This window comes from Streptomyces sp. NPDC060205, from assembly GCF_042728395.1.
GTDB lineage: Bacteria > Actinomycetota > Actinomycetes > Streptomycetales > Streptomycetaceae > Streptomyces.
This window is the reverse complement of sequence record NZ_JBHWZP010000280.1, coordinates 1-12537: the sequence shown is the minus strand read 5'-3', so window position 1 is coordinate 12537 and position 12537 is coordinate 1. Positions and strand designations below refer to the sequence as shown.

The following is a 12537-nucleotide window of genomic DNA, read 5'->3' as shown; positions in this document are numbered from 1 at the left end:
GGCCCCGCGCATCCCCACGGTGCGCGGGACCCGCCACCCCTCGCCCGGGCGATCACCTAGGCTGCAACGGCCAAGTGGACAGGGGCCGTTGAGGCAAAGGGGCGGGACATGGGCGTGGCGATCCGAAGAGCGGGCGAGACCGACCGGGAGGACGTGACGCGGCTCCTCGACGAGGCCTTCCAGGACGACCCGGTGAGCAGCTGGGTCTTTCCCGACGCGGACCACCGGCGGCGTACGCATCCTCTGCTGATGGGGGCCTTCCTCGCCCTCGTGCTCGACGCGGGGTACGTGGACGTCACGGAGGACGGCTCGGCCTGTGCGCTGTGGCTGTCCATACCGGCGGGGGCGCAGGAGGAGGACGAGGAGGGGCCGGCCCAGCTGCGTGAGGCCGTCGATCCCGGCAACGAACGGGTCGAGCTGATCGCCCGGTTGACCGCGGAGGCGCATCCGGCGGGCGCGGCGCACGAATACCTGTGGATGATCGCCGTCCGGCCCGGGCGGCAGGGGGAGGGGCTCGGGACGGCCCTCATCCAGCATGTGCTCGAACGGTGCGACGGGGAGGGGCGCGCCGCGTATCTGGAGGCGAGCGGGGTGCGGAGCCGGGGGCTGTACGAGCGGCTGGGGTTCGCCTTCACGGGCCGGGCGGTCGCGTTGCCCGCGGGGCCGTTCATGTGGCCGATGTGGCGTGAACCGTTGCGCTCGCCGCTGCGGGAATGGTCCGACAGGGCTTGAGGCGTTCTTCGGGTGCGGCGCCGTGGGAGCTGGTCGCGCAGTTCCCCGCGCCCCTCCAGGCCCCTGGCCCAGCGCGCGTTGGAGATCCACACCCTGTGTGTAATGCCCTCGCGGTCGGTGCAGTGGTTCGACTATGAATGGATGGTCCAGTCACGCTGCGGAAAGGGACCGGCTTGCGAAAGCTCACGTATTTTATCGCCTGCTCGATCGACGGGTTCATCGGCGATCCGGGCGGCGACGGGTCGATGATGACGTCGTTCGTGGACGAGGAGTTCTTCGAGTTCCTGAAGACCGAGTACCCGGAGACGCTGCCCACCCACGGCCGCCGCGCGCTGGGCATCGACGACCTGGCGAACCAGAAGTACGACACGGTCGTCCAGGGCCGCGCCAGCTACGACCTCGCGCTGCAGATCGACGTCACCAGCCCCTATGCCCATCTGCGCGAGTACGTCGCCTCACGCACGCTGAAGGAGTCGCCCGACCCGAACGTCGAGATCGTCGCCGACGACCTCGTCGGCAAGGTCCGCGAACTCAAGGCGGAGGAAGGCGACTTCGGCATCTATCTGTGCGGCGGCTCGCAGATCGCCGGCGAGCTGCTCGACGAGATCGACGAGCTGGTCGTCAAGACGTACCCCATCGTGCTGGGCACCGGCATGCCGATGTTCGGCTCCGGCTTTGCGATCAGCGAGTTCACGCTCGGCGAGGTGCGTACGTTCAAGAACGGGGCGGTCGTGCGCACGTACAGCAGGAAGCGCTGATTCCGGGGCTGTCGCCCGGCTGTCGGTCCGACTCCTCCCGCAATATCCTGGAGGTATGGCCAGCGATGAGTCCCTCTGTCCGGTCTGCGAGCAGTCCGTCGACACGGTCGTGCGTCGGCACAAGACCCTGGGCGTCTTCGTGCCCGTGTGGGGTCCAGGACCCTGCCACAACCCCCGCTGCGCGAGCTACGAGGCGGGGGAGGAGCCCGTGCTCATGACCGAGCCGGGCCTGCCGCCCGAGGAGTCCCGCCCCGGCGCGGAGCGGGAATCCTGACCGGCACCGGCTCTCGAAGGCCGGCGGCCGGTCCCGTCACTTGCGCTGGGTGAAGCGCAGCAGGTTGCCCGCGGGGTCGCGGACCGCGCAGTCACGGACTCCGTACGGCTGGTCCATCGGTTCCTGGATGATGTCGGCGTCCGCGGCGAGCAGCCGCTCGTACGTCGCATCGCAGTTCTCCGTGGTGAAGATGACTCCGCGCAGCAGCCCCTTGGCCAGCAGTTCGGCCACCGCCTGCCGGTCCGCCGCCGGTGCGTTCGGGTCGGCCAGGGGCGGCTCCAGGACGATCTCCACGTCCGGCTGGAGCGGGGGGCCCACGGTGACCCAGCGCATGCCCTCGAAACCGACGTCGTTACGGACCTCCAGGCCCAGCACGTCACGGTAGAAGGCGAGCGCCCGGTCGTGGTCGTCGACGGAGATGAAGCACTGAGCGATTTTGAGGTCCATGACCATCACGCTAGAGGCTTGGCCGCCGCCCGGCGCACCGGTCGCGTGTACATCTTCGCCACGCAGGCCGGGATCGCCGCCCCCGGCTCGTGCGACCGTGCCCGGTACGCGCTCGGCGTCTCGCCGACCAGTTCCGTGAAGCGGGAGCTGAACGAACCGAGCGACGTACACCCCACCGCGAAGCAGACCTCCGTGACGCTCAGGTCGCCGCGTCTCAGCAGCGCCTTCGCGCGCTCGATGCGGCGCGTCATGAGATAGCCGTACGGCGTCTCGCCGAAGGCCGCGCGGAAGCTGCGCTGGAAGTGGCCCGGGGACATCAGCGCGGTGCGCGCGAGCATGGGCACGTCCAGCGGCTCGGCGTACTCACGGTCCATGCGGTCGCGTGCCTTGCGCAGCCGGACCAGGTCCTCCGTGGTCATGCCCTCAGCATCCCACGGCCCACCGACAGCGCCCCCGGGACCGGTCCGCCGGGGATCAGTCGGCGGGCTCGGCGAGCGAGAGCTCGCCGGTGCCGTCCAGGACCTCCCGGGCCACGGCCGAGATCCGGCGCCGGCGGGAGCGGGCGTGGTCGCGCAGCAGCGCGAAGGCCTCGTCCACGGTGATCCGGCGCTGCTGGGCGAGGGCGCCCTTGGCCTGTTCGACGAGGATGCGGGACTCCAGCGCGGTCTCCAGCTGTTCGGTGAGCCGCATCTGCCGGCGCAGTTCCCGCTGCTGGAGGATCGGGATGGCGGCGAAGTCGGCGAGGGCCCGGCCCAGCCGGAGCTGTCCGGGGTCCGGTGTGCCGGGTCCGTCCAGGAAGAGGCTGAGGGCGCCGACCACCTCGTCGCGTACGCGCAGGGGCGTCGCGGCGACCGAGTGGAAGCCGAGGCGGCGGGCCCTGCGGGTGAAGCGGGGCCAGGCCGCTCGGGCGTCGGGGTGGTCGAGGGCGATGCCCTCGACGGGGTTGCCGGTGCGCAGGCAGTCATGGCACGGCCCCTCGCCCCAGTCGACGCCGTTCCGTTCGAGGCTGCGGATGCGGGCGTCGGATCCGGTGACCTCCGTCCGGCCGTTTCGGGGTGCGGCGAGGGCGACCCCCGCGGCCGCGATGTCCAGCAGGTCGACGCAGCGTTCGGACAGGGTGCGCAGGAAGTGGATGTCGTCGAAGTCGCCCGCCAGGGTGGTGGCGAGCTCCACGAAAGCGGCGGCCAACCGCTCCTCGCGCGGCTGTTCGGGCATTCCGGCTTCCTCCCCTTGCCCTGTCGTGCCTCTCTCTGCCAGTACGTCCCTCCGGATCACGCCGAGTCGGTCCGTGCCGAGCCGGGTGACGTCGAGCCGGATGACGCCGAGTCGGATCACGATGAGTCGGATCGACTTGCTCCGGTTTCGTTCCGCCGGCCTGTTCGGCTTCGGCCCCGGTCGGCGGCGGCATCAAGCCTACGACTACGGCGGCCCGGGTTCGACGGCAATCACGCGACGAATCGGGCCCGTTCGGTGACTCCCGCCGCACGCCGATCAGCCGGTGCGGGAGCGCCGCCCGCGTGACCGCGACCGGTGCGACGGCCGTCAGGGGGCCTGGTGCCGACGCGGAAACGGCGAGGTGTCGGACGGGTCGGCCACGATCAGGGCGGCCAGGTCGATGAGCTTCATCCGCTTCGTGCGGGCATGGCCGCGCAGGTGATCGAACGCCTCCTGGAGGTCGCAGTCGAGGCGTTCGGCGAGGATGCCCTTGGCCTGCTCGATGAGGACGCGGCTGTTCAGGGCGTTCTGCAGCTGATCGCCGCGGACGAGCGCGTCGCGCAGCACATCGCGATGGGTCAGACCGACAGCCGTGGCGTCGGCGAGGAGCCGGGCCCACCGCATGCCCGACGGCTCCAGCCTGCCGTGCTGGTGATAGAGATCGAGCGCGCCCAGCGCCCGATTCTGATGGGCCAGGGGCAGGGCCGTGACGGCGGTGAAACCCTCGGACAGGGCGCGGCTGGTGAAGCGGGGCCAGCGGGTCCGGCTGTGCGGGTGGGACATCGGAATGTTGGCCAGGGGTCCCTTGCCCCGGGCGATGTCCAGGCAGGGACCCACCCGCGACTCGGCCTGGAGGCACTCCAGCCGGCGCGTGCGTTCGTCCGTCGCGGCCATGCGCCAGGGAGCGCCCTCGGGACCGATCAGACTGCAGGCGGCCGCCTCCACACCGGGCAGGAGGGCCGTGACCCGCGCAAGCCGGCGCAGGAGGTGTTCCTCGCTCTCACCCCGGGTCGGGGCGTCGACCAGAGTGAGCAGATTCGCGGCTAATTCCTGCGACCGGGTGGTGTCGAGAGGTTCGAGGCTCATCTCTTGGTTCCTGACGGCTGGGTGGGGCTGCCGAGCCGGAACGGACGACCCCCCGGGTGCCCGGGCGTGATCGCCGGACCGGGGGGTGTCGTTCGTTCCACACGACAGCCAAGCACATGGCGCCATCGCGCGACTACGGTGAGTCCGTGATGGTCGTATCTTCCGGCGCGCGCCCCTTCCAATGCGCAAAGCTTTACGCGCTGTTGACCCTCTCTCTCCGCGGAGCACGGGGCCCTGTACGGATCGCGTGTCCGCGTCGGCCCATCGCTGCCTCGGCCCGTCGCTGCCGGGTCCTCGCTGTTCGGAGCCGGTGGTACGGGTGTTCCGGTACGGATGTCCGGGCGGGGCGTGAACGGGGGCCCGGCGTGGCACAAGTGAGGGCGCGTCATGCGGTGCCGTCCGGGACGGGACGCACCGCGACCGTCTCTTCCTGAGCGGTTCGGCCCGGGTCATGGCTTCCTCGTCCTCTCGCCGCCGTCCCGCGGCATGCGCCGCCCTCGTTCTCCTTCTCGGGGGCGCTCCGGTCCGTGTTCCGCGGCGTGCCGTGATTCCTGGCCGCGCCGGCGCGCAGCCCACGGGACAGCTCCGCCACGAACGCCTCCCACAGCCGGTCCGTGGGCGGGAATCCCGCGTCGTCAGTCGCCAACAGGTGCCTCCCGTCCGGCCCTTGGCCCTCCGTGCCCGCCCCGGCCACCGAGGGCTCCGCACACCGGAGGTCTCAGGGCCGTGAGGTGATCGCCGTGCAAGCCGTCGGGCAGCCCGCGATGCTCCCGTGCCCGCGGCGGCGGCCGGAGGCCGGGCAGTCGACGTGGCCTCGCGCCGTGCCGCTGGAACAGGCGCCGCACCGCGGGCGGCGGCCCGCCCGCGCCGCACAGCCGCTCCGCGCGCGTGCGCAGCGCGTGGCGGCCACGGGGTGCGCGGTCCGCCGTCCGGGCCGGCCGGGCGCCGGGGCGAGGTGCGCCGCCGAGGGCGAGGGCACCGGGCTCGAACGCCTCGGATATCGGACAGAGTTCCGTGACGGCCCCCGTGCGACCGGTCCCGGCCGGTCCGACCGCGCGGCGCTCGGCGCGGGTCCACGTACATCCGTGCACCCTGGCGTAACCGACCAGGATCCTCATGGGATCGGATCACTCCTTCTTCGGCGTAGGAAATCTGGTGTGGAACGCTCCCGGCGCAGACGTGTTCGCGCCCGTGTTCGCGAGGGGGGCCCGGTGTTCGATCAGTCTTCGACGGGGCGGAACGGGAGGCCGGGACCCGTGCCGGGGCGGGACGGGAAGAGCCCCCGGGAAGGACGGGACTCCCCGGGCGCCCGGGACGACGGGTGTACGCGGCGGGCGCGGTGCGGCGGCCGACCGGTGTACGGCGCACAGGTGCGGCCGGCACGGCGAAGCCGGTCGCCGCGTGCCGGTGCCCCAGGGCGCGCGGCCCCCTTCGCAAGGCCCTCACCTCGGATTCCGCTCATGGGTCGTCGATGCAAGCGGTGCGTCGCCGGGGTCCTGGGCACCGGTCACCCTAAGCCGGTCCGCCGGCGCGGAACAGAGGGTGATCGGCCACTCACGGACGGCACACCGGCGCGGTGGGAGATCGCGGGCCGACGGCCCGCAGGAGTCGCGCGGTACGGAAAGGGGGGCACGGTGGCTGAAACGGTACGGATCCCGGGCCGGGGCGCGTCCGAAGCGTCACGCGTCCGAACCGGGGCGAGCCGGAAGCGGGCACAAGGACGAGACTGGGGGCACGAGTGTCGTGGCGTGACAGGGCGCGACGGGCGGGTGGTTGCCCTCCGAGGCCGCCGGCGTGGGCGATACTTGGCGGATCATGCTGCTGGCCGAGCGACCGGGCGGAGGTGAAGCCGATGCGGCACGAGAACCGTGGCGGCGACAACGAGATGCCCGACCGCATACAGCCCTCCGATCTGGAGGACCGCCGCCGGGTCACCGAGGCCTTCACCTCCCTGGCCTCCTCCAGCGAAGTGCAACGGGTGCCCGAGCTGCTCTGCGCGGCCTGCGTGGATCTGCTGCCCGTCACCGGTGCCTCGATCTCGATCACCGGCAGCAGGACCGCGCGGGCGCTGTGGTGCGCCAGTGACGACACGGCCGCGCGCCTCGCCGAAGCGCAGTACACGCTGGGCGACGGGCCCTGCCAGAGCGCCCTCGACCGGGCCGCCCCCGTGCTCGCGCCGGACCTCACCCAGGGGCCGGACGCCCGCCGCTGGCCGGTCTTCGCCCATCAGGCCGTCGAGCTGGGCGTCCGGGCGGTCTTCTCGCTGCCCCTCGGCGCCGGTGCCCTCGCGATCGGCACCCTCGACCTCTACCGGGACACCGTCGGGGCCCTGTCCCCGCGCGATCTGCGGATAGCGCTGCTGGCGAGGGACGCGGTCACGTTTGCGGTACTGAACCTCGAAGCAGCCTCGGACGGCTTCGTATCCGCGGACGAAGCTGGAGTAGCGTCTTGGGTGGACGCCGCGGAGGCCGACCACGTCGAGGTTCATCAGGCCGTTGGCATGGTCATGGTCCAAATTGGGGTCGATCCCGAGCAAGCACTGGACCGGTTGCGGGCGCACGCCTTCTCGGAGGGGCGGACGGTCACCGAGGTGGCACAGGAGATTCTCGCCCGAACGCTGCGTTTCCGTCCGGAAGCGGACGACAATCAGCACAAGGGCCGCGGTCGGCTCGGCGACGAAGGAGACGGTGACCGGTCATGACCCGTGAAGAGCAGCTCGCCGAGGCGTTCGTCGGGCTGGCCGACACCCTCGCCGACGGGTTCGACCCGGTGGTCCTGCTGGACCGCCTGGCCAGGCACTGCGTCGGCATCGTGGGCGCCGACACGGTCAGCGTCATGATGGCCACGGTCCGCGGCGACCTCCGTACGATGTCGGTCTCCGCCCACACGGCGTCGGCCGAACTGGTCCAGACCCAGACCAGGGAAGGCCCCGGCCGCGACTGCTACCGGACCCGGCTGCCGGTCGACGCCACCCATCTCGACGACCTCGACGGACGGTGGCCGCGCTTCACTGCCCAGGCCCAGGAAGCCGGTTACGGCGCCGCGCACGCGCTGCCGCTGCGGGTCAACCACCAGACCATCGGTTCCGTGAGCCTCCTGCTCACCGCGCCCACCGGCCTCCTGCCGGGCGATCTGCGCCTCGCCCAGGCGCTCGCCGACGTGGCCGCCGTGGCGCTGGTCCACTGGAGTCCGGACCCCGCCCGGCCCATGGACATCCTCACCCATGTCCAGGCGGCCGTCGCCGCCAAGGCCACCGTCGAGATGGCGCAGGGCATGCTCGCCGAGCACGGCAGGCTCGAACCCGCACGGGCGATGGAGGCCCTGCTCGCCTACAGCGGCCGCAACGGCAACCGGCTGACCTCGACCGCCGAGGCACTGGTCCGCCGCACCCTGGAACCGTCCCAGGTGCTCGCCGCCCTCGGATGACCCCCGCCGGTACGAGCCGTCGCGCACGCCCCCTGCGCCACGGCGTGCGCAGGGGCGCCCGATCCATGCAACTACCACCAAGAATCGCCCCGTGTACGGCGTACGCCCTCGTGTGACCGGGCACGATGGTGAGTATCACTTCGGTGCCGCCCAAGACCCTGGTGGCATCCGCCGCGGTCCCCCCAGCCGCGTCCTCACGTCTGCCGTGATTGCTGGAAAGAACACTGAGGTGGGCCATGGGCACCCATCACGTCACCTTCGGTCTGCGCCACCGGACGGCGGGAGACACGCTGTTACTCCTGCCCCGTGGGGAACTGGACGCGTGGGCCGACCAGGAACTGTTCCCGCGGATCGCCGAACTCCTCGACCGTCCCCGTGACCCCGCGCTGTCCGGTGTCGTCGTGGACCTCGGCGCGGTGACCTTCCTGGACGCGGGCGGGCTGCGCCTGCTGGTCCGCCTCAGGAACCGGACGTGCCTGGCCGGCGTCGAACTGCGCCTCGCCCGCACCCCCGCCAAGATCCGTCGGGTGCTGCGTCTCTCCCGGCTCGAACGCACCTTCACGTTCCTCGACGAACCCAGATCACCGTGCGACAAGGCCTCCGGGCGCGGAGTGCCCGCCTGACCGGACAGCGCCTTGCCGGGGCCCCTTCGTCGTACGAGAGTGGGAACGCGCTCCCGCGCCGGGTCCACCCGGTCCGGGGGCGCCGGCCCAGGACCCCGGCAGGCACCCCCACATCGGACGCGATCCGAGTGCGCCCCCGTAGGCGTGCGCGGGCGCCGGCGGAGGGCCGAAGCGTGGACGAACGTCATCCGAGCGGGCCGGAGCGCCGGGCCCGGCCGGCCGAGCAGGACCACCCGGCCCGGCTGACCGAACAGGAGTGCCGGGAGGTCCTGGCCCGTACAACGGCCGCCCGGCTGGCCGTCACCCGCCGCGGTCTGCCTCGTATCGAACTGGTCGGGCTGGTCCACTTCGACGGCGAGCCGGTGGTGCTGCTGCCCGAGGACAGTCCCGTGGCCCGGGCGCTGTGCGAGGTGATCTCCCCGCGCCGGCTCGTCGCGCTGCAGACCGACGATCTGACCGACTTCCGGTGCGAGGTGCACAGCGTCACCGCCGTCGCCCGGCCGCGCTGGATCGTCGGCTTCGACGACGTGCGCGCGTGCCGGCGCATCGCCGAGGCCCGGGGGCTGGACGTCAGGTCCGACACCTGGTTCCTGGCCATGACCCATCCCGTGCTCGTGGGCCGGCGGGTTCCCCTGCGGAGTACGGGCCAGGTGCCGCTGGACCACGCGGGGACGTGAGTCCGGCCTGGCCGAGTTGCGGCAGGCGCGGTGCGTCGACAGCGGTCGCGTCGCGGAGGGGCTGACGGGCCGGGCCCGTCAGGGGGCGGCGCCCTGGGGGTCGCCCGCCGCCGACAGCAGCGGCGCGCTGTGCCGCTCCGGCCGGTGGCCGCCGGCGTCCGGGACCGGGCTCCGCGGCGAGCCTGGCATGCCGGGCAGCGGCACGGGGCGGCGGGCCGCGAGACGGCCCGCCGGGCGGTGGCCGCAATGGCCGCAGCAGGGCGCACCCTCCAGGGTGTAGGGCGACGGGACACTGCGGCCGTCGCAGGAGAAGTACTCCCACTCGTGACCGCGCCCGTCCATGAAACGCTGCACGTCGTAGTCGAGGGCCCAGCGGTCCTGGCACTGGCCGCAGGTGAACTCGACCCGCTCCACAGCCAGTTCGGTGATCATGCCGTCACCCCTCCCGCGTCATCGTTCTCTATACTCCGCCGACCACGGGGTTGACAACGATCAGCTCACCTTCTTTTCCCTCCCATGGGGAGGTTCCCTGTACGCGCGAGGAACGGAGAACGACCGCACCCGGACCGCGACGGACGCCGGGTACGGCGGCCTGCGGACCGGGTGCGGTCGTGAAGGCGCTGCGGTCGAAGCAACCGCAGACACACAAAGCGTGACGCGAGGTCAGGCCTTCTTGGTCTCCCAGAAGATCTTGTCGATCTGGGCGATGTAGTCGAGAGCCTTCTGGCCCGTCGCCGGGTCGGTCGAGGCCTTCGCGGCCGAGAGGGCCTTGAGGGCGTCGTTGACCAGCTGGTGCAGCTCCGGGTACTTCTCGAAGTGCGGGGGCTTGAAGTAGTCGCTCCACAGCACCGAGACGTGATGCTTGGCGAGCTCGGCGCGCTGCTCCTTGATGACGGTGGCGCGGGCCTGGAAGTGCGGGTCGTCGTTGGCGGCCATCTTGTCCTGGACGGCCTTCACCGACTCCGCCTCGATGCGGGCCTGGGCGGGGTCGTACACACCACAGGGCAGGTCGCAGTGTGCGCTGACCTTGACCTTGGGGGCAAACAGGCGGGAAAGCATTGAGCTGTCCTTCCTCGTGATCGTCTTCTCAGGTGGGACATTACTCCGTGAGGGACGGGTTTTCGCGAGTGCCCCCATGGGCTTAGGACAAAAGTCCAGGGTCAGACTGGGACTCGTGGAGGATAGGACCGGGGAGGTGCCGGGATGCCGGAGCTGTCGCAGGAGACCGAGCGCGGGAGGGGCGTCCTGCCGTTCGGGGCCGCCGAGGTGACGGGGCCGTCCATGACGCCCACGCTGCTGCACGGGGATCAGCTCCTCGTGCAGTACGGGGCCAGGGTCAGGCCCGGTGACGTCGTCGTCCTGCGCCATCCGTTCCAGCAGGACCTGCTGGTCGTGAAACGCGCGGTCGAGCGGCGCGAGGGCGGCTGGTGGGTGCTCGGCGACAACGCGTTCGCCGGCGGGGACAGCAGGGACTACGGAACCGTGCCCGAGGATCTGGTCCTCGGGAAGGTGCGGTTCCGCTACCGGCCGCCCGAGAAGGGCCGGCGCTCGCCGTTCGCGGTCGCGCGCTGGCTGTGGTCGGCCGCCCGGCCGGTGCTCTCCGGCCGGTCCTCCGCCTCCAGGCGCTTGCGGGCGCGGTAGGCGGCGACGTTCGCCCGGGTCGCGCAGCGGTCCGAGCAGTAGCGCCGGGAGCGGTTCGTCGAGGTGTCGAGGTAGGCGTTGCGGCACGGCGGTGCCTCGCACAGGCCGAGGCGGTCCACGCCGTACTCGGTGAGGTGGAACGCCAGGCCCATCGCGGCGATCGCGGCGTACCCGGCGGTCGCGTTCGACGGGTGGTCCGCCAGGTGCATGTGCCACAGCGGACGGCCGTCGTCGTCCCGGAAGTCATGGCCCGAGATCTGCGGGCTCACCGGGAACTCCAGCAGCAGGGAGTTCAGCAGGTCCACGGCGAGCGTCTCGTCGCCGCCGTCGGCCGCCTCGAAGACCGCGCGCAGCCGGGCCCGTACGCCGCGGAAGCGGGTCACGTCCGAGTCGTTGGCGCGGCGGGCCGCCGACGAGTTGCCCCCGAAGAGGTCACGGACGGCCTCGACCGAGGTGAGCGTGTCCTTGCCCCGGGCCGGCTCCTCGCTGTTGACGAGACGGACGGCGTAATCCGAGTAATAGGCCAGTTCCACTTGTAGTCCTTACGAGGGCGCTCTATGGTCGTGGTGCGGGCACGTAATGGCTGATGGTGCTTCCAGGGTATTACATCCTGGAGTCGAAAGGGGCTTTCATGACGACCACCCTCGGGTCCGACTGGCAGGCGTGGCAGGAGAGCTGGGACCGGCAGCAGGAGTGGTACCTCCCGGACCGCGAGGAGCGCTTCCGGGTCATGCTCGACATGGTCGAGGCCCTGGTGGGCCCCGAACCACGGGTCCTGGACCTCGCGTGCGGTACGGGAAGTATCACGGCCCGGCTCCTCGAAAGGTTCCCGAAGGCGGTCAGTACCGGAGTCGATCTCGATCCCGCGCTCCTGACCATCGCCGAGGGCACGTTCGCCGGCGACGACCGGGTCACGTTCGTCACCGCGGACCTCAAGGACCCCGAATGGGTCTCCCTGCTGCCGTACGACTCGTACGACGCCGTCCTCACCGCGACCGCGCTGCACTGGCTGCACAGTGAGCCGCTTGCGGTGCTGTACGGGCAGGTCGCCGGGGTCGTCCGGGAGGGTGGCGTGTTCATGAACGCGGACCACATGGTCGACGAGACGACTCCGCTGATCAACGCGGCGGACCAGGCGCAGCGGCATGCGCGGATGGAGACGGCGAAGGCCGCCGGTGTGCTCGACTGGGCGTCGTGGTGGCAGCTGGCCGCCGCGGATCCGCTGCTCGCGGAGCCGACGGCTCGGCGCTTCGAGATCTACGGGGAGCATGCGGACGGGGATACTCCGTCTGCCGCGTGGCATGCGGGGGCCCTGCGGGCGGCGGGGTTCGTGGAGGCGCGGGAGGTGTGGCGGTCGCCGTCCGACGCGCTGGTCCTGGCCGTCCGGTAGCCGACTCTCTCGCCCCCGCCGCCCCTACCCGTTCCCGTCCACACATGGGGGCTGCGCCCCCTCGCCCCCTTTTGTCCTCAAACGCCGGACGGGCTGGAACTGTGCACGTCGGGCGGGCTGAAGCTGTGCACGCCGGGCGGGCTGAGGTACCCAGGGGCGCGGGGAACTGCGCAATCTTTTGGGCTCGCCCCCACCGGACCCGCAGGTGACCGTCAACCCGGCGGCAGCCGCACGCGGAGGGGGGCGGTACGGGAAACCCGTACCGCCC

General features: G+C 71.7%; 16 protein-coding genes and 1 pseudogene. 9 read left to right on the top strand and 8 right to left on the bottom strand.

Annotated features, from left to right (window positions below; genetic code table 11):
• Positions 1-108: 108 nt before the first annotated feature.
• The 3 genes from ACFWGJ_RS34165 (at position 109) to ACFWGJ_RS34155 (ending at position 1764) form a co-directional block, all read left to right on the top strand.
• Positions 109-732, top strand: coding sequence for a GNAT family N-acetyltransferase (locus ACFWGJ_RS34165; protein WP_387332381.1), 624 nt, complete (start codon positions 109-111; stop codon positions 730-732).
• A gap of 173 nt (positions 733-905) precedes the next feature.
• The gene (locus ACFWGJ_RS34160; protein ID WP_387332379.1) at positions 906-1490 is read left to right on the top strand and encodes a dihydrofolate reductase family protein; all 585 of its coding nucleotides are present in this window, start codon (positions 906-908) and stop codon (positions 1488-1490) included.
• A 55-nt stretch (positions 1491-1545) separates the two neighbouring features.
• Positions 1546-1764 carry a hypothetical protein gene (locus tag ACFWGJ_RS34155; protein WP_387332377.1) on the top strand — a complete coding sequence of 73 codons (219 nt, stop codon included), beginning with the start codon at positions 1546-1548 and terminating at the stop codon, positions 1762-1764.
• 36 nt (positions 1765-1800) lie between these two features.
• Here the strand turns inward: ACFWGJ_RS34155 and ACFWGJ_RS34150 are convergent, their stop codons facing one another.
• From ACFWGJ_RS34150 to ACFWGJ_RS34130, 5 genes are all read right to left on the bottom strand, one after another.
• Positions 1801-2211, bottom strand: coding sequence for a VOC family protein (locus ACFWGJ_RS34150; protein ID WP_107021374.1), 411 nt, complete (start codon positions 2209-2211; stop codon positions 1801-1803).
• Positions 2212-2216: 5 nt separating this feature from the next.
• Positions 2217-2630 (bottom strand): helix-turn-helix transcriptional regulator, encoded by a 414-nt coding sequence (locus ACFWGJ_RS34145; RefSeq protein ID WP_210889873.1) that lies wholly within the window; start codon positions 2628-2630, stop codon positions 2217-2219.
• Positions 2631-2685: 55 nt separating this feature from the next.
• The gene (locus ACFWGJ_RS34140) at positions 2686-3426 is read right to left on the bottom strand and encodes an ANTAR domain-containing protein (RefSeq protein WP_387332374.1); all 741 of its coding nucleotides are present in this window, start codon (positions 3424-3426) and stop codon (positions 2686-2688) included.
• Between the two features lie 327 nt (positions 3427-3753).
• A complete protein-coding gene (locus tag ACFWGJ_RS34135) occupies positions 3754-4512 on the bottom strand; it encodes a GAF and ANTAR domain-containing protein (protein WP_387332372.1) in 759 nt (252 codons plus the stop codon).
• Between the two features lie 385 nt (positions 4513-4897).
• On the bottom strand, positions 4898-5158 hold the full coding sequence (locus tag ACFWGJ_RS34130) for a hypothetical protein (RefSeq protein ID WP_387332370.1): 261 nt from the start codon (positions 5156-5158) through the stop codon (positions 4898-4900).
• A gap of 1206 nt (positions 5159-6364) precedes the next feature.
• On the opposite strand from ACFWGJ_RS34130, the gene ACFWGJ_RS34125 reads away from it, so the two are divergent.
• The 4 genes from ACFWGJ_RS34125 to ACFWGJ_RS34110 all read left to right on the top strand — a co-directional run bounded on the left by ACFWGJ_RS34125 (position 6365) and on the right by ACFWGJ_RS34110 (position 9238).
• Positions 6365-7213 (top strand): GAF and ANTAR domain-containing protein, encoded by an 849-nt coding sequence (locus tag ACFWGJ_RS34125; protein ID WP_387332368.1) that lies wholly within the window; start codon positions 6365-6367, stop codon positions 7211-7213.
• Positions 7210-7938, top strand: a complete 729-nt coding sequence (locus ACFWGJ_RS34120) for a GAF and ANTAR domain-containing protein (RefSeq protein ID WP_387332367.1) — start codon at positions 7210-7212, stop codon at positions 7936-7938. Before ACFWGJ_RS34125 ends, ACFWGJ_RS34120 begins: the two co-directional genes overlap by 4 nt.
• A 236-nt stretch (positions 7939-8174) precedes the next feature.
• A complete protein-coding gene (locus tag ACFWGJ_RS34115; protein WP_387332365.1) occupies positions 8175-8561 on the top strand; it encodes an STAS domain-containing protein in 387 nt (128 codons plus the stop codon).
• Between the two features lie 173 nt (positions 8562-8734).
• On the top strand, positions 8735-9238 hold the full coding sequence (locus ACFWGJ_RS34110) for a hypothetical protein (protein WP_387332363.1): 504 nt from the start codon (positions 8735-8737) through the stop codon (positions 9236-9238).
• A gap of 78 nt (positions 9239-9316) precedes the next feature.
• On the opposite strand, the gene ACFWGJ_RS34105 is transcribed toward ACFWGJ_RS34110, so the two are convergent.
• Both ACFWGJ_RS34105 and sodN read right to left on the bottom strand, forming a co-directional pair.
• The gene (locus ACFWGJ_RS34105; protein WP_387332361.1) at positions 9317-9670 is read right to left on the bottom strand and encodes a hypothetical protein; all 354 of its coding nucleotides are present in this window, start codon (positions 9668-9670) and stop codon (positions 9317-9319) included.
• Positions 9671-9901: 231 nt separating this feature from the next.
• Entirely contained in the window at positions 9902-10297 is a 396-nt protein-coding gene (gene sodN / locus ACFWGJ_RS34100; RefSeq protein ID WP_005480378.1) for a superoxide dismutase, Ni, read from the bottom strand.
• A gap of 144 nt (positions 10298-10441) precedes the next feature.
• Here sodN and sodX point away from each other — a divergent pair.
• A pseudogene (sodX, locus tag ACFWGJ_RS34095) lies at positions 10442-10693 on the top strand (nickel-type superoxide dismutase maturation protease); the annotation flags it as partial.
• A gap of 65 nt (positions 10694-10758) precedes the next feature.
• On the opposite strand, the gene ACFWGJ_RS34090 reads toward sodX, so the two are convergent.
• On the bottom strand, positions 10759-11412 hold the full coding sequence (locus ACFWGJ_RS34090) for a CGNR zinc finger domain-containing protein (protein WP_387332359.1): 654 nt from the start codon (positions 11410-11412) through the stop codon (positions 10759-10761).
• Between the two features lie 98 nt (positions 11413-11510).
• Here ACFWGJ_RS34090 and ACFWGJ_RS34085 point away from each other — a divergent pair, with 98 nt between their 5' ends.
• A complete protein-coding gene (locus ACFWGJ_RS34085; RefSeq protein ID WP_387332358.1) occupies positions 11511-12269 on the top strand; it encodes a class I SAM-dependent methyltransferase in 759 nt (252 codons plus the stop codon).
• The last annotated feature ends 268 nt before the right edge of the window (positions 12270-12537 follow it).

What these genes read in the sequence shown, in the direction of transcription:
- ACFWGJ_RS34165 (WP_387332381.1), top strand. Translation starts at nt 109, where the DNA reads ATGGGCGTGGCGATCCGAAGAGCGGGCGAGACCGACCGGGAGGACGTG.
- ACFWGJ_RS34145 (WP_210889873.1), bottom strand. Translation starts at nt 2,630, where the DNA reads ATGACCACGGAGGACCTGGTCCGGCTGCGCAAGGCACGCGACCGCATG.
- ACFWGJ_RS34085 (WP_387332358.1), top strand. Translation starts at nt 11,511, where the DNA reads ATGACGACCACCCTCGGGTCCGACTGGCAGGCGTGGCAGGAGAGCTGG.
- ACFWGJ_RS34125 (WP_387332368.1), top strand. Translation starts at nt 6,365, where the DNA reads ATGCGGCACGAGAACCGTGGCGGCGACAACGAGATGCCCGACCGCATA.
- ACFWGJ_RS34120 (WP_387332367.1), top strand. Translation starts at nt 7,210, where the DNA reads ATGACCCGTGAAGAGCAGCTCGCCGAGGCGTTCGTCGGGCTGGCCGAC.
- ACFWGJ_RS34135 (WP_387332372.1), bottom strand. Translation starts at nt 4,512, where the DNA reads ATGAGCCTCGAACCTCTCGACACCACCCGGTCGCAGGAATTAGCCGCG.
- ACFWGJ_RS34155 (WP_387332377.1), top strand. Translation starts at nt 1,546, where the DNA reads ATGGCCAGCGATGAGTCCCTCTGTCCGGTCTGCGAGCAGTCCGTCGAC.
- ACFWGJ_RS34140 (WP_387332374.1), bottom strand. Translation starts at nt 3,426, where the DNA reads ATGCCCGAACAGCCGCGCGAGGAGCGGTTGGCCGCCGCTTTCGTGGAG.
- ACFWGJ_RS34150 (WP_107021374.1), bottom strand. Translation starts at nt 2,211, where the DNA reads ATGGACCTCAAAATCGCTCAGTGCTTCATCTCCGTCGACGACCACGAC.
- ACFWGJ_RS34105 (WP_387332361.1), bottom strand. Translation starts at nt 9,670, where the DNA reads ATGATCACCGAACTGGCTGTGGAGCGGGTCGAGTTCACCTGCGGCCAG.
- sodN (WP_005480378.1), bottom strand. Translation starts at nt 10,297, where the DNA reads ATGCTTTCCCGCCTGTTTGCCCCCAAGGTCAAGGTCAGCGCACACTGC.
- ACFWGJ_RS34115 (WP_387332365.1), top strand. Translation starts at nt 8,175, where the DNA reads ATGGGCACCCATCACGTCACCTTCGGTCTGCGCCACCGGACGGCGGGA.